The organism is Rhizobium sp. ZW T2_16 (assembly GCF_044987325.1).
Taxonomy (GTDB): domain Bacteria; phylum Pseudomonadota; class Alphaproteobacteria; order Rhizobiales; family Rhizobiaceae; genus Neorhizobium; species Neorhizobium cellulosilyticum.
On sequence record NZ_JBJDRG010000006.1, the window covers coordinates 187634 to 201962 of the forward strand.

14 protein-coding genes are annotated in these 14329 nt (G+C 59.4%); 7 read left to right on the top strand and 7 right to left on the bottom strand.

What is annotated here, in order from left to right; genetic code table 11:
* Nucleotides 1-158: 158 nt before the first annotated feature.
* Nucleotides 159-2720 carry an FAD-dependent oxidoreductase gene (locus tag ACI3K0_RS17040; RefSeq protein ID WP_404945744.1) on the bottom strand — a complete coding sequence of 854 codons (2562 nt, stop codon included), beginning with the start codon at nt 2718-2720 and terminating at the stop codon, nt 159-161.
* Nucleotides 2721-2833: 113 nt separating this feature from the next.
* Nucleotides 2834-3634, bottom strand: a complete 801-nt coding sequence (locus tag ACI3K0_RS17045; RefSeq protein WP_404945745.1) for a potassium channel family protein — start codon at nt 3632-3634, stop codon at nt 2834-2836.
* A gap of 180 nt (nt 3635-3814) precedes the next feature.
* On the opposite strand from ACI3K0_RS17045, the gene ACI3K0_RS17050 reads away from it, so the two are divergent.
* Nucleotides 3815-5206, top strand: a complete 1392-nt coding sequence (locus tag ACI3K0_RS17050; RefSeq protein WP_404945746.1) for an ethanolamine ammonia-lyase subunit EutB — start codon at nt 3815-3817, stop codon at nt 5204-5206.
* A gap of 1 nt (nt 5207) precedes the next feature.
* Entirely contained in the window at nt 5208-5981 is a 774-nt protein-coding gene (gene eutC, locus ACI3K0_RS17055) for an ethanolamine ammonia-lyase subunit EutC (RefSeq protein ID WP_404945747.1), read from the top strand.
* A gap of 8 nt (nt 5982-5989) precedes the next feature.
* On the opposite strand, the gene ACI3K0_RS17060 is transcribed toward eutC, so the two are convergent.
* Nucleotides 5990-7564: a sensor histidine kinase gene (locus tag ACI3K0_RS17060; protein ID WP_404945748.1), complete on the bottom strand. Its 1575-nt coding sequence runs from the start codon at nt 7562-7564 to the stop codon at nt 5990-5992.
* A gap of 305 nt (nt 7565-7869) precedes the next feature.
* Here ACI3K0_RS17060 and ACI3K0_RS17065 point away from each other — a divergent pair, with 305 nt between their 5' ends.
* From ACI3K0_RS17065 to ACI3K0_RS17075, 3 genes are all read left to right on the top strand, one after another.
* Entirely contained in the window at nt 7870-8055 is a 186-nt protein-coding gene (locus ACI3K0_RS17065; RefSeq protein WP_148143025.1) for a hypothetical protein, read from the top strand.
* 26 nt (nt 8056-8081) lie between these two features.
* Nucleotides 8082-8600: a Dps family protein gene (locus tag ACI3K0_RS17070; RefSeq protein WP_404945749.1), complete on the top strand. Its 519-nt coding sequence runs from the start codon at nt 8082-8084 to the stop codon at nt 8598-8600.
* Nucleotides 8601-8690: 90 nt separating this feature from the next.
* Nucleotides 8691-10337, top strand: coding sequence for an FAD-dependent oxidoreductase (locus ACI3K0_RS17075; RefSeq protein ID WP_404945750.1), 1647 nt, complete (start codon nt 8691-8693; stop codon nt 10335-10337).
* Between the two features lie 24 nt (nt 10338-10361).
* Here the strand turns inward: ACI3K0_RS17075 and ACI3K0_RS17080 are convergent, their stop codons facing one another.
* The 3 genes from ACI3K0_RS17080 to ACI3K0_RS17090 all read right to left on the bottom strand — a co-directional run bounded on the left by ACI3K0_RS17080 (nt 10362) and on the right by ACI3K0_RS17090 (nt 11868).
* The gene (locus ACI3K0_RS17080) at nt 10362-10658 is read right to left on the bottom strand and encodes a UBP-type zinc finger domain-containing protein (protein WP_404945751.1); all 297 of its coding nucleotides are present in this window, start codon (nt 10656-10658) and stop codon (nt 10362-10364) included.
* Nucleotides 10659-10677: 19 nt separating this feature from the next.
* On the bottom strand, nt 10678-11046 hold the full coding sequence (locus ACI3K0_RS17085) for a response regulator transcription factor (protein ID WP_206823623.1): 369 nt from the start codon (nt 11044-11046) through the stop codon (nt 10678-10680).
* A gap of 204 nt (nt 11047-11250) precedes the next feature.
* Nucleotides 11251-11868 carry a response regulator transcription factor gene (locus ACI3K0_RS17090; RefSeq protein ID WP_148143030.1) on the bottom strand — a complete coding sequence of 206 codons (618 nt, stop codon included), beginning with the start codon at nt 11866-11868 and terminating at the stop codon, nt 11251-11253.
* A 198-nt stretch (nt 11869-12066) separates the two neighbouring features.
* On the opposite strand from ACI3K0_RS17090, the gene ACI3K0_RS17095 reads away from it, so the two are divergent.
* A complete protein-coding gene (locus tag ACI3K0_RS17095) occupies nt 12067-12615 on the top strand; it encodes a helix-turn-helix domain-containing protein (protein WP_404945752.1) in 549 nt (182 codons plus the stop codon).
* 249 nt (nt 12616-12864) lie between these two features.
* Nucleotides 12865-13263 carry a response regulator gene (locus tag ACI3K0_RS17100; RefSeq protein WP_148143032.1) on the top strand — a complete coding sequence of 133 codons (399 nt, stop codon included), beginning with the start codon at nt 12865-12867 and terminating at the stop codon, nt 13261-13263.
* Between the two features lie 6 nt (nt 13264-13269).
* On the opposite strand, the gene ACI3K0_RS17105 is transcribed toward ACI3K0_RS17100, so the two are convergent.
* Entirely contained in the window at nt 13270-14247 is a 978-nt protein-coding gene (locus ACI3K0_RS17105) for an agmatinase (protein ID WP_404945753.1), read from the bottom strand.
* Nucleotides 14248-14329: the final 82 nt, after the last annotated feature.

Here is a 14329-nt window from a genome sequence, read left to right on the forward strand (position 1 = left end):
CTTCCCTCATCTCTGTGACAATCCTCGGGTTAAACCCGAGGATTGTCACAGAGATCCAGCCAGCCCAAGTCCTTGGGCTGAAAAGACTCTTCTCGACGCGCAGACGCGCGTCGGCTGGATTCCTGTCACAAGGACAGGAATGAGGGAACTGGGGCCGTTTACGTCCTCGGCTTCAAATTCTCCGGGTCATAGAGCGGCTTGTAACCCACCGCCGCCACTTCCACCGGAAAGTCCTCGTTGAAATAGTTCACCGTCAGCTTGCGACCAACCTCACAGTAGTCATGCGGAAGATAGGCAAGCGCGATGTTCTTGCCGATCGTCGGGCCATAGGCGACGGAGGTCGTGTAGGAGATGCGGCCGAGTTCATCCACCAGCGTCTTGCCGGTATCGGGGTCGATCACCGGCATGGAGCCGACCGGGTAGCGCTTGATGCCGCTCGCATCGGTATTGTCGGTCATCACCAGTGTGCACAGCATCGCCGGCTGGTGGTGCCTAGCCTTATATTCCAGATGTTTCGCCTTGCCGCGGAAATCGGCTTCCTTGACCTTGGGGCGGGCGAGATCGGCCTCGATCAGGTTGTACTGGGTCAGAAGATCGCCGTTCTGCAGCCGCAGTGACTTTTCCATGCGGCGGGAATTGGCATAGGTCTCGACGCCGAAGGCCATGACGCCGGTTGCCCGCAGCGCATCCCAGACTGCAAGGCCGTCCTCGTATTTCATGTGCAGTTCCCAGCCCTGTTCACCGACATAGGAGATGCGGAAGGCCGTGACGGGTTTTCCGGCGATCTCGATCGGCTTGATGGCGGCGAAGGCGAAGTTTTCCACGTCGAGACCGGCCGGGTCGGCAACCACCTTTTTCAGCGTCTCACGGGCATTCGGCCCCCAGATGCCGATGGTGATGAATTTTTCCGAGACGTCGGTGATGGTGACATCAAGGCTGCGATCCTCGGCCACGCGCTTCATGTAATGGAAATCGCGCGGGCCTGCATCGGCGCCGTTCACCAGACGGCAGCGATCTTCCATGCGGAACACGGTGAAGTCGGCCCGCACCATGCCCTCGTCGTCGAGGAAGTGGGTGTAGATACCCTTGCCGATATTGGCGTCGCCGCCGATCTTTGCCGCGCAGAGCCATTCCAGCAGCTCGACGTGGTCAGGACCTTCGATGTCGACCATGTGGAAGTGGGACAGATTGACGATGCCGCAATCCTCGCTCATCGCCAGATGTTCGGCATTGGAGACGCGCCAGAAATGGCGGTTGTCCCATTCGTTTTCGCGCACCGGCACTTGGTTTGCGTATTTCTCCAGCAGGTGCTTGTTGGCAGCATAGCCATGGGCGCGTTCCCAACCGCCGAGTTCCATGAAGTAGCCGCCGAGCTCCTTTTCGCGCTCGTAGAAGGTCGAGCGCTTGGCGTTACGGCCGGTCGCATAGGGTTCGCGCGGGTGGACTGCCGGGAAATAGATCTTTTGGGCTGCCTCGCGTGTGCGGCCTTCGATGAACTCTTCGGTCAACTGGTGCGGGTAGAAGCGGGAATAGTCGATCGAATTGTGGTCGACCTCTGTTCGGCCGTCGGTCATCCAGTCGGCGATCAGCTTGCCATAGGCCGGGCCGTCCTTGACCCAGATAGCGACGCAATACCAGAGGCCGCGCACCTTCTGGCTCTCGCCGCAGGATGGACCGCCGGCGGCGGAAACCTGCAGCAGGCCGTTGAAGGAATGGCCTTCGTTATAACCGAGCTCGCCGAGGATCGGCGTCAATTCCATCGCACGCTCGAGCGGCGTCAGGATCTGTTCCATATCGAGATCGCGCTGCGAGGGCGAGAGGCGCGCCTCATGCTTCTCGAGAATATCGCGCGGATGGCAGAGGCGCGGGTTGCCAGTCTCGTAATAACCCCATTCGATCTGGCCGCCTTCGGTCGTGTTCGGATCGCCGGTGTCGCGCATATAGGCGGAGTTGCCCTGGTCGCGCAGCAGCGGGTAGCCGATTTCCTTGCCGGTGCCGGCAAACTCGTTGAACGGGCCGAAGAAGGTGAGCGGATGGTCGACCGGCATGACCGGCAGGTCTTCGCCCACCATTTCGGCGATCAGCCGGCCCCAGATGCCGGCGCAGACGATGACGTGGTCGGCCATGATCGTGCCGCGATGGGTGACGACGCCCTTGATGTGACCGCCCTCGACAATCAGCGAGGTTGCCGGCGTATTGCCGAAGATTTTCAGCTTGCCGGCCTTTTCGGCGGCATCGACCAGCTTGCCGGCGACTGTCTGCGAGCGGGGGATGACGAGGCCGGCATCGGGATCGAACAGACCGCCCTGGACCTGATCTTCTTCGATCAGCGGGAATTTTTCCTTGATCTCGGCGGGTGAGACGTAATGGGCGCGGGTGCCGAAAGCCTTTGCGGACGTCAGCTTGCGCTTGATCTCTTCCATCCACAGGTCATCGCCGGTTCGGGCGACTTCCAGCCCGCCGATGCGGGCGTAATGGCCCATCTTCTCGTAGAAATCGATGGAGTACTGGGTGGTCCAGACCGAGAGATAATCATGGCTGGTCGTGTAGCAGAAATCCGAGGCATGGGCGGTGGAGCCGATATCGGTCGGGATGCCGGATTTGTCGATGCCGACGATGTCGTCCCAGCCGCGTTCCACCAGATGGTGGGCGATCGAAGCGCCGACGATGCCGCCCAGACCGATGATGATCACTTTTGCCTTTGATGGAAATTCTGCCATTGCCGTCTCCTGACTCTGCGGGGGAGATTAGCGACAGTTCGCGGCCCGGCCCAGTCGATATACGACACGGAAGGATGATCATCACGCCATCGGATCAAAGCGCTTCATGCCGATCAATCACCTTCATCGGGAATGTTCAGAAGGTGACCACAGGCCTTGCAATGCACGGCATCGGTATCGTGCCGCTGCAGCCCGCATTCGGGGCAGGGGAAGCGCACCTTGGGCGGCCGGATGATCGCCTGCGCCAGCCGCACAAACAGCGAGATGCCGATGATCATGGTGAAGACGGAGGTCAGCTTGCCGAGCGTGCCAGGAAGCGTGATGTCGCCGAAGCCGGTAGTGGTGATGGTTGCGACGGTGAAATAAAGCGCATCGACGAAACCTTCTCCGCCGGGGCGGTCATAGAAGAAGCTCGTGTAGACGAAACCCGTCACCACGAAGAGAAAGACGATGAAATTTAGGCAGGCGCGTGTGACGTCTTCCAGATGCAGGCAGCCGAAGCGCCGCATGACCTCTTTCAGAAGCGGGCTCCTGCCGATCGCCCAGATCCGCATGACGCGCAGGAAGGCGAAGTTGAAGAGCGTGTCGGGAAACAGCAAGGTTGCGAGGATGAAAAGGTCGACCCAGGTCATCGGCATTTTCAGGAAGCGGCCAAAGGATGGGGCGGCAAGCGAACGGGCTGTCAGCTCGAAACCCACCCAGACGGCGATCATATAGTCGATGATCAGATATGACGGCCCGTCACGCAGGTATGGGCCGAGCAGAAAGAATGCGAGTATGCAGATGTCGATGAAGGCAAGCAGAGCCTGCCAGCGCAAGGCCCAGGCATCGCGGCCCCTGGCTATGCGGCGGATGGTTTCCCGCAGCGAATTGATATCGAAACGGGATGTGTTCGGGGCGCCGTGAGATTCCATGCGGCGTAGATATTGGACCGCGCTCGCAGGTCAAGCACGTCTCCGTTGCGACAGATCAAGTTTGACCTTGAAAAGCGAAGTGTTTGTCGTGCTTAATCGGTTTGGAAGATAGCGCTTTGGAGGAAGCCGTGTTTTCCAGGGAGGCTGACTGCGCACGCTTTTTCAATGGGTTGATCCTTCATGGCCTACAAGACGACGATCGAGCAGACTGTCTTTCGCTTCGATGACCTGAAAACGCTGCTGGCGAAGGCGACGCCGGAACGTTCCGGTGACCAGCTGGCCGGCATTGCTGCGGAAGGCCCGGTCGAGCGGCTGGCGGCGCAGATGGCGCTGGCCGATCTGCCGTTGAAGGCGTTTCTCGGCGAGGAACTGATCTCGTCTGATGATGACGAGGTTTCCCGACTGATCGCCACACGACACGATCCGGCAGCCTTTTCTGCGGTCTCCTCGCTCACCATCGGCGAGTTCCGCGAGTGGTTGCTCAAGCCCGAGACGACGCATGAGCGGCTGGAGGCAGTCACCTGGGGCCTGACGCCGGAAATGGTCGCGGCGGTGTCGAAGATCATGCGGCTGCAGGACATGATCGCGGTATCGGCAAAGCGCCGCGTCGTCACCCGTTTCCGCAATACGATCGGGCTTGCAGGGCGGCTTTCCACCCGCAACCAGCCGAACCATCCGACCGACGACAGCCGCGGCATGATCGCGTCGGCTATCGACGGGCTGCTGATGGGATCGGGCGATGCCGTGATCGGCGTCAATCCGGCGACCGACAGTACCGAGGACTATATCCGTATCGTCTCGTTGCTCGACGAGTTACGCGAGAAGCTGGCGATCCCGACCCAGACTTGCTGTCTCGGTCATGTGACGACTGCGATCCATGCGATCGAACGCGGCGCGCCGGTCGATCTTGTTTTCCAGTCGGTGGCCGGATCGGAAAAGGCCAATCGCGGCTTCGGTGTCGATCTGGCGCTGCTGAAGGAAGCGCATGAGGCTGGACGGTCGCTCAACCGCGGCATGCCGGGCGCAAACGTGATGTATTTCGAGACGGGGCAGGGTGCCGCCCTTTCCGCCGACGCGCATTTCGGCGTCGATCAGCAGACAATGGAAGTGCGCGCCTATGCGGTCGCGCGCGAATTCGATCCGCTGCTCGTCAACACCGTCGTCGGCTTCATCGGGCCGGAATATCTGTTCAACGGCAAGCAGATCATCCGCGCCGGCATCGAGGATCATTTCTGCGGCAAGCTCCTGGGTCTGCCGATGGGCGTCGACGTCTGCTACACCAACCATGCCGATGCCGATCAGGAAGACATGGATACGCTGCTGACGCTTCTCTGCGCGGCCAATGTCAATTTCGTCATCACTGTTCCGGGTGCCGACGACATCATGCTGAACTATCAGTCGCTGTCGCATCACGACGCCGTCTATTGCCGCGAGACGCTGAAGCGGCCGCCTGCACCTGAGTTCGAACAGTGGCTTTCCGAGATCGGGCTGACGGATCGTGATGGTGCATTGATCGGCGAGCCGGCAGCACTTTCCAACTATGTCCGCAGCAGCGCATTGATCGGAGCCTGACATGGCAAAGGTGATCGAACCCTCCGCTGCCGAAAAGACGCTGGACCTTAAGGAAATGACCGATGCGCGCGTGTCGCTCGGCCGCCATGGTGCGGGTCTTCCGACGCAGGCGCAGCTTTCCTTTCTGCTCGATCATGCGCGAGCACGCGAAGCGGTGTGGACGAGTGTCGACCAAGCCTCGCTCACCGACCGGCTGAACCGCATCGGCTTGTCTGTGATCGGGGTCGACAGCATGGCTCCTGATCGCAGCATCTATGTTCGGCGACCGGATCTTGGCCGGTTGCTCGCGCCGGAATCGACTGAGCGACTGAAACAGGCGGGGACGGGCAAGGGCTACGACGTGGCGATTGTCGTCGCGGACGGTTTGTCGTCCAGTGCGGTCGATCTCAATGCCGTGCCGCTGATCGAGGCGCTCTCTCCGAAACTCACCACGCTCAACCTTTCGGCCGCGCCGATCGTGATGGCCAATCAGGCAAGGGTGGCGCTCGGTGATCCCGCAGGTGAAGCGCTTGGCGTAAAACTGACGATCGTGCTTGTCGGGGAACGTCCGGGCCTTTCCGCCGCAGACAGTCTCGGAGCCTACATTACTTATGGTCCGAAGTCGGGGAACCCGGATTCCGGCCGCAACTGCGTCTCCAATATCCGCGATGGTGGTCTGCCGATCCGTGAGGCTGCCGAGGTCATTGCCGCGCTGGTCAAGGATATGATGAAGACCCGCGTCAGCGGCGTGGCGTTGAAAGCGGCCGTGGCAAAGCTGCCGCCTTCGAACGTCTAGCATTTTTGTCAGGCGGTCAGCGTCACCGCTTCTTCCTCATCCACCGCGAGCGGCAACCTGACCTCGACGATCGCGCCTTGTCCGTCCATCCGGTCGCGGATCGAGATCGTGCCGCTATGCGCCATCATGATCGAGCGGCACATGGCAAGACCGAGGCCCATGCCATTCGGCTTGGTCGTGTTGAACGGCTTGAATAGGGTTTCCGGCGCCATCGAACCCAGCCCAGCACCACTGTCGGTAAAGCGGATTGCGATACCTTCGTCGGTGAGACTGCTCTGGATCGTGAGTGCGCGCGTGTCCGCCGTCTCCATCGCATGCATGGCGTTGGATATGATGTTGAGGAAAACCTGCTGCAGCAGAACCCGGTCGCCACGAACCGTCCCCCCTTGGGCCATCAGCGACAGGCTCACCTGAACGCCGTCGACCGCAAGTTCCTTCTGCTTCAGTTGCACCGCATCGGCGATTGCGGCATCGACCGTGACTTCCGCATTTTCCGATTTTGACTTGCCGAGCAGCATCCGCACGCGCTTGACGACCTGGGCGGCATGTTCAGTCGCTGCAACGGCGTCCTGCAGGGCTAGCTTCGCCTCATCGATATCCGGCGGCTGCCGGTTCAGCCAGCGCGTTCCCGCCTGCACGAAAGTCATGATAGCCGAAAGCGGCTGGTTAACTTCATGGGCAATCGAGGCCGAGATTTCGCCGATCATCGCGGCGCGAGACGCCTGTTCCAGTTCCTGCCGCGACGTTTCCAGCGCTTCCTGGAACTGGTGCCGCTCGGTCATGTCGACGATGCTGGCCTGTATGCGGTCGAGACCGGAACCGTCCTTCGGAAAGCTGAGGGCGACCAGGATAGGGATCAGTCTGCCATCCTGGCTGCGCACGGTGGTTTCCGACTGAAATTCGGTCTGGCCTTCGAAAATCCCCGCGAGGAAATGGGCGAAACCGCCATCGTTGTCAGGAAGAAAATCGTCGAGCGTGCGGAAGAACTCATCCTTGGAGGGAACGCCCATCAGCTTCAGCGCGGTCTGGTTGACGTCGGTGATCCGAACGGCCTTGCGCATTCTGACGACAAAATCGTGATTGTCTGCAAGATACGGGCGTATATCGACGATGCCACGTTGGCGCAGCTTGTCGAGTTCGGCCTTCACGAAGCGGAAATCGTTCTCCCAGATTGCAATGGCCAGCGTCTCGAAAATCGTCCGGTAGCGGTGCTCGCTCTCCTTAAGGGCTGCCTCGTCTCCAACGCGGCGCAGAAGGAGAAGCGTCGTCACGATGTTCGCGGCGAGGCTGAAGAGAAGCCGCAATGTCGCCTGGGATTCGAGATTATGTGCATGTGAAGTTGCGAAGCTGATGAGGGTGAGAATTGCGCAGATTGCGGAAGTCCTGCGAATAGCTTTTTTGCTGCCAAGGTCACCCGCCAGCACGATCACCAGCACGTAGAGCACGGCAACCGCGCTTGCCAGCGTCGTAAATGTGTCTATGGCGAAGATGGCGAGCCCGGAAGCAATACCGAAAGCTACGCGATATCTGTTGCTGGCTGCCACACCCGGCCGGTTCCCGGATCGCCGCATCCAATTCGTCATGTCGCCCTGCAAGACCAGTCCCCTTGATCGACAATTCGTGCCGGATCGCTATTGCCCCATTCTTGCGACAGACTATCGGAGAATTGCGTGATATGCTTCTCTGAAATAATCCTGAATTGTCCAAAATTACGCAACCGGCTCGTTTGGGTTGCTGTCGAAATGCAGGCTGCACTGCTCGCTCAGATGGATTTGTCCAAGTCGCGCGCAGGGCAGGGCGATATTGTCTCATCCGTGGAACACAAACATCGTAACCTCATTTGTCAGAGTGGCGGCGTGGGTGTTCGCAGCAAAATTGGAGGCATGACATGACGAACAAGCGTCAAGACGCGGAAGACGTTCTGCGTGACGGTCTCGAAAGCCTGCCCGAACCACTCGATCTCGTCGTTGCGAGAGCGCCCGCGGCCCATGTCGAGACCGATGAGGATGTCGACGAGGCGTTGCGCGAGACGTTTCCTGCAAGCGATCCGCCGGCGTCGTTCAGAACCGCGTAATTCAAATCTCAATGAAGGATATGATCATGGAACAGACCGCCAAATCTCGCCGCTCGGCAGATCTCAAGACCCCGACAGGTCTCGGCGCCGAGGCAACCAAGGACATTTCCGGCGGCGCCAATGCGCTGCTCGCCGATGTCTTTGCGCTTTATCTCAAGACCAAGAATTTCCACTGGCATATGTCCGGTATGCATTTCCGCGATTTCCACCTGATGCTGGACGATCACGGTGATGAGCTGCTGGCGATGACCGACCCGCTGGCCGAACGCGTCCGCAAGATCGGCGGCAACACGCTGCGCTCGATCGGGGATATTTCGCGCAAGCAGCGGATCGAGGACAACGACGCCGATTTCGTCCATCCGCATGAAATGCTGGCGGAATTGCGTGAAGACAATGCTTCCCTCATCGCCAGCATGCGCGAACTGCATGATGTCTGCGACGAGCACAACGATGTCGGCACAGCCAGCCTGCTCGAAAACTGGATCGACGAGTCTGAAAAGCGCGCCTGGTTCCTGTTCGAGATCCTGCGCGACACCAACAAGTAATATGTGCTTCCCCGGCATCCGTATTGCGGATGCCGGCTTTTCGTTGATAAAATCCGCGATTATCGGTTGATGTCGTGACGGGAGCTTTGCATGCCTGATCTTCCTGTCGATCCCACCGATCCGTGGATACGCCCGGCGCAGACCTTTCCCGCACTGACAGACGAGATGATCGAACGCATCCGCCCATACGGGACGGAGGAGCAGATCGAGGAGGACACCTTTGTCTTCCGTCGAGGCGATCATTCGATCGATTTCCTTCTGGTTCTGGACGGCGAGCTGCAGATGTTCGCCGACGATCCCATCCAGGGCCGGCATCATCTCTACAGCTACAAGCGGGGTCAGTTCAGTGGTGAGCAGAACATGTTCACCCACCGCAGCATTCTGCTGTCCGGCCTCTGCCTTGCCGGCTCGCGGGTGATCCGTGTTTGCCATGAAAAATTCCGTGCGTTGATCACCGGAGAGCCGGATATCGGCGAGACGATCATCCGATCCTACATCCTTCGCCGCGCCGGCTTCGTGCGCCACGCGACAGGTGGCGGCATTCTCATCGGGCATAAGGAAAGTGGAGAGTTGCTCGGCGTTCAGCGGTTTCTTATCCGCAATCTCTATCCCGTCACGATCATGGGCGCGAGTGATGCGGATGCACCTGCCGTGATGCAGAGGTTCGGGATCGATGCAGATGATCTTCCGGCCCTGATCACGCCGGATCACGGCGTTCTCAAGCAGCCGACCAATGAAACACTGGCCGATGAGCTGGGGCTTTTCGAACCGCCGGAAGACGATGCGCTTTATGACGTCGTGGTGCTTGGCGCGGGACCGGCCGGGCTTGCATCGGCGGTCTATGCCGCCTCGGAAGGGCTGAAGACACTGGTCATCGAAACCATGGCGCCGGGCGGCCAGGCCGGCACGTCGTCGAAGATCGAGAATTATCTCGGGTTCCCGACCGGTATTTCCGGGCTGGCGCTTGCGGGGCGCGCCCATATCCAGGCACAGAAATTTGGCGCACGGCTTTGCGTGTCGCGAAGCGCCGCATCGCTCGATTGCTCAAACTCGCCTTATGTGGTGGGCCTGAGCGATGGCCGTTTGGTCAGCACGAAGACTGTCGTGGTTGCGACCGGCGCGCGTTATCGCAAGCTCGATATTCCCGATTATGCAAGGTTTGAAGGTCGCGGCATCCAGTATGCGGCAACCGCGATGGAAGGCCAGATCTGTTCGGGTCAGGAAGTCGTCATTGTCGGTGGCGGCAATTCGGCAGGGCAGGCAGCGGTGTTTCTTTCCCGGACCGCGCGTCACGTGCATATGCTGGTGCGCAGCAAGATTTCCGCGACCATGTCCGACTATCTTGTCCAGCGTATCAAGAGCTCGCCGCATATCACCCTTTGCGAGGGATGCGAGATTACCGAGCTTGGCGGAGAACACGGGCTGGAAACCGTGACCTGGATCGATCGCACGAGCGGGGAGACGTCACGCTGCAATGCCTCCAACCTGTTCGTGATGATCGGGGCGGACCCCAATACCGACTGGCTCGACGGATGCCTGGAACTCGACCGGCAAGGCTTCGTCTGTACCGGCCTTTCCTCCGACGATATGACACGGCATCCCTATGCCGCCAGCAAGCGGGGCATCTTTGCCGTAGGCGACGTGCGGGCCGGATCCGTCAAGCGGGTGGCATCAGCCGTGGGTGAGGGATCGGTTGTCGTCGCCGCGATCCATCAGTACCTCGCAGCGGTTCATTGAACCGCTGCCCTTTCTCTTGAACTTTTACACGTAACGAGGGATCGAGCCGACCTGCGGTGTCTGGTCGGGCAAGTCGACGATCTCTTCGTCGATATAGCACCATCCCCAGCCTTCCGGTGGATCGTAGCCTTCGATGATCGGGTGGCGCGTGTGCCTGAAATGGGCTGTCGCATGCTTGCCTTCCGATTGGTCACAGCAGCCCACATGACCGCATTCGCGGCATAGCCTCAGATGAACCCAGGTCATGCCAAGCTCCAGACATTCCTCGCAACCGCGGGTCTTCGGGGTCACTTTTCTGATGAAGTTATGATGCGTGCACATGCGCTGCTTCCTTGAGTGTTCAGGTTGCCGGCTGCGTTGCCTTTTCGATGCAGTCGATGAGAATATCGACCTTGAAAGGTTTTGGCAGGACGCAAGTGTCCTTGCCCAGACTAAGCCGCCCGACCTCTTCGGCAAAGGCGGTGACGAAGATGAACGGAACCTCGCTTCCGCGCGCTGAAAGCGTCTGGAAGAGGTCGATGCCGCTCATGCCATCCATATGCACATCGGAGACGATGCACGAACAGTCGGCTGCTGCGGTGGTGGCGAGGAACGCTTCTGCGGATTCAAAGCTGCGCGCTTCGTAACCGAGTGATCGCAAAAGGCCGCTCATCCCGCGACGGATGTTCTCTTCGTCGTCGATGATGGCAATGATGACAGGCGCTTTCAACGGGTATGAACCAATCTCCGGGAAACCCGGTCTTTCTCTTTCCCTGTAATATGCGCCTCTGAGCCAAGGGTTTAAATTATACGGGGGTTTATTCGGCTCATTCCAAAGCGTGTCGCTATCTTTCGGGTATGTTCCAAACGCTTTGATGTTTGCTTCATCGCATTTCTTTGACGCAAAATCGCTTCGCACTTTTGCGCGAAATGCTTAACGGTGCGACAGGCCGAGCAACTCTGCCATCTTCACAAGATCAGCGAAGGTTTTCGCGCTCATCTTGCGACTTACCTTGCCGCGATGGATCTTCACGGTGATCTCGCTTAGGCCCAGTTCGCCGGCGATCTGCTTATTCATCAGACCGGCCGTTGCCATGGCCATGATCTGCTGTTCGCGCGGAGAAAGCTGGGTATAGCGGGATTTCAGGTCAGCCTCGGTTTTGCTGGAGCCCAGGAATTCCTGATGCTTCAGCACGGCCGAGGCGACGGAATCGAGAATGTCCTGATCCCGGAACGGCTTGGAAAGAAAGTCTGCGGCTCCAGCCTTCATGGCGCGCACCGTCATCGGGATATCGCCATGTGCGGTAACGAATATGATCGGAACGACGATGCCGCGATCGGTGAGTTTCTGCTGGAAATCCAGTCCGCTGGTGAAGGGAAGCCGGATATCGAGGATCAGGCAGCTGGCCTCGGGAAGGCAATCGTCCTCATAGAGGTCGAGCGCGGTCGCAAATGTCCGCACGCGGTAACCGACGGAGCGAAGCAGAGTGTCGAGTGCCTGCCGGATCAGCGGCTCGTCATCGACAACCAGAATGATTGGGCTTTCCGTCATATCCTCAATTCATTGAAATTGCCGTGATTCAAGCTCTAACCGACCCTACGCGGCAGCTTCCGCCAAGGGCAATCATACCCGAGTATATGAGGCTAAAACCCATGTGTGCGAAAACTGACTGACTGTAGAATATCCGATTGGCGGCGGTCATCTCAATATGGACTGGTGAAAATTCAACAGACCCACAGGAGAGCGCAGATGTCCGCCACCGCAGCTGTTGTCGCCCGTCAGATCAACCCGCTCGATATGAGCACCATCTATGCCGATCTCACAGGCCTATATCCAGAAAATCCCTTTTCCATCGACGCCAAAATCACCGAACGCCAGCCTGCCCAATTGCGGCTTGTGGAACCGGTTGCATCTGTCAGGCCTGAAAAGCAGGGCACGACCGGTGGCCTTGCTCCCTGGCAGGTCAAGAAGGTGAAGCTATATATCGAAGCGCGTATCGGACATGGCATTCCGCTCGATGAACTGGCGCAGCAGGTTCGCCTCAGCACAAGTTATTTTTCCGCGGCATTCAAGGCAACCTTCGGCGTTCCTCCGCACAGCTATGTCGTGTCTTGCCGGGTGGAGTATGCCAAGCAGCGTATGTTGACCACCAATGCGCCGCTCTGCGAGATCGCCCTCGATTGCGGACTGGCCGACCAGTCTCATCTATCCCGCGTGTTCCGGCGCGTCACCGGCACCACTCCCAGCGCCTGGCGTCGTTATTTCTCCCGTCCGGACCGTGCCGTCGCGCTGCAATAGGCGACTGCACGCGTGCCGTGTCGAGGCGCTGCAGGCGGCCCCCTCAGGCCTGCAGCGTCTCGATCTGAAGCGACCGATGATGCAAGGATATCACGGTGGCTTAGCATTTTCGAAGATTGTATCAGAATGGGGAACTACTTGCCCTTGATCGCGTTAGGCGGCCGGACGGGATGGTGACGACGGTGAAGTCGGAACCTGAAACTGGGATGCGGGCTTCTTGTCTTACCGCTGCATCCGATAGGACGGACCATGGCGGATGACGCATCAATTCAATTGCTTCTGGTCGAAGACGACCATCTTCTGCGGCTCGATGCCGAGGAGTTGTTGATCGAAAACGGCTTCGAGGTTGCGTCCTTCGCTTCCGCAGAAGAGGCAATTGCCGCGCTGGATGCGGATGCCGCCCAGTTTTCGGGCGTTATCACCGATATCCGCCTTGGCAAAGGTGCGAACGGCTGGCAGGTCGGCCGCCATGCGCGGCAGTGTCAGTCGAACATTCCCGTCGTCTATGTGACGGCTGATAGCGCGGCTGAATGGACGTCGCATGGCGTGCCAAACAGCGTGCTGATCCAGAAACCCTTCGTGCCGGCACAGTTGATCTCCGCTATCAGCGGGCTTCTCAACGATGCCGCCATGGCGAATGCGGTGTGATCGGCGCTAGTTGGTGCCGCGACGCTTGCCAATGATTTCGGCCATGATGCAGAGCAATTCGAACATCACGGTTATGCCGAGGAAGGCGGTAGCGCCGCTCGTGTCGAATGGCGGCGAGACCTCCACCATGTCGGCGCCGACGATATTGAGCCCGCGCAAGGCCCGCACGACCTGAAGTGCCTGAAAACTGTTCGGGCCGCCGATCTCCGGTGTGCCGGTTCCGGGTGCAAAGGCCGGATCGATGAAATCGATGTCATAGCTGACATAGGTCTCGCCCGAACCGGCAATTTCCCTGGCCTCAACCATGATGTCCTCGACACCGCGGGCATGAAATTCCTCGATCGGGATGACGCGAATGCCAACCGCATCGGCGAAGTCACGGTCCTCGAAATCATAGGCCGGGCCACGGATACCGATCATGCAGACGCGCTTCGGATCGAGCAGGCCTTCCTCGACGGCACGGCGGAAGGGCGTTCCGTGGGTGTATTTGAAGCCGCCGAAATAGGAATGGAAGAGGTCGGTGTGGCTGTCGAAATGGATCATGCCGAGCGGCCTGTCGCGGCCGAGCGAGCGCAGGATAGGCAATGACGAAAGATGATCGCCGCCGGCGGTCAACGGCATGATGCCGGCTGCTTTCACCCGATCGTAGAAGGCGGTGATGCGCTTCATCGAATCCTCGACATCGGCCGGGTTCGGCCCGACATCGCCCAGATCGGCGCAGTTTGCGAGATCATAAGGCCTGATCCGCGTTGCACCATTCTCGTGCCGGACCATGCTGGAGAGATCGCGCAACTGGCGCGGTGCATGGCGGGGTCCGGGGCGGTTGGTCGTGCCGCCATCCCATGGCACCCCGATCAGGCCGATATCGACCTTGCTCAAACGTTCGTCGTCCAGTGCAATATGCGGCAGGCGCATGAAGGTGGCGATGCCTGCAAAGCGCGGCAGATCAACACCCGAGATCGGGCGGAATTCGGAATTGGTCATGCAGGTTCCCACGCGGCATTGCCGCTCATATCGTGCGAAATGATGCGGGCCGCGTCTCGAAACTCCGGCCCGCTTTTCGTGG

Bases quoted from the DNA above. Each gene is read 5' to 3' on its own strand.
- ACI3K0_RS17045 (WP_404945745.1), bottom strand. From the start codon at position 3,634: ATGGAATCTCACGGCGCCCCGAACACATCCCGTTTCGATATCAATTCG.
- ACI3K0_RS17090 (WP_148143030.1), bottom strand. From the start codon at position 11,868: ATGACGGAAAGCCCAATCATTCTGGTTGTCGATGACGAGCCGCTGATC.
- ACI3K0_RS17075 (WP_404945750.1), top strand. From the start codon at position 8,691: ATGCCTGATCTTCCTGTCGATCCCACCGATCCGTGGATACGCCCGGCG.
- ACI3K0_RS17040 (WP_404945744.1), bottom strand. From the start codon at position 2,720: ATGGCAGAATTTCCATCAAAGGCAAAAGTGATCATCATCGGTCTGGGC.
- ACI3K0_RS17100 (WP_148143032.1), top strand. From the start codon at position 12,865: ATGGCGGATGACGCATCAATTCAATTGCTTCTGGTCGAAGACGACCAT.
- ACI3K0_RS17070 (WP_404945749.1), top strand. From the start codon at position 8,082: ATGGAACAGACCGCCAAATCTCGCCGCTCGGCAGATCTCAAGACCCCG.
- ACI3K0_RS17065 (WP_148143025.1), top strand. From the start codon at position 7,870: ATGACGAACAAGCGTCAAGACGCGGAAGACGTTCTGCGTGACGGTCTC.
- ACI3K0_RS17080 (WP_404945751.1), bottom strand. From the start codon at position 10,658: ATGTGCACGCATCATAACTTCATCAGAAAAGTGACCCCGAAGACCCGC.
- ACI3K0_RS17060 (WP_404945748.1), bottom strand. From the start codon at position 7,564: ATGACGAATTGGATGCGGCGATCCGGGAACCGGCCGGGTGTGGCAGCC.
- ACI3K0_RS17105 (WP_404945753.1), bottom strand. From the start codon at position 14,247: ATGACCAATTCCGAATTCCGCCCGATCTCGGGTGTTGATCTGCCGCGC.
- eutC (WP_404945747.1), top strand. From the start codon at position 5,208: ATGGCAAAGGTGATCGAACCCTCCGCTGCCGAAAAGACGCTGGACCTT.
- ACI3K0_RS17095 (WP_404945752.1), top strand. From the start codon at position 12,067: ATGTCCGCCACCGCAGCTGTTGTCGCCCGTCAGATCAACCCGCTCGAT.
- ACI3K0_RS17050 (WP_404945746.1), top strand. From the start codon at position 3,815: ATGGCCTACAAGACGACGATCGAGCAGACTGTCTTTCGCTTCGATGAC.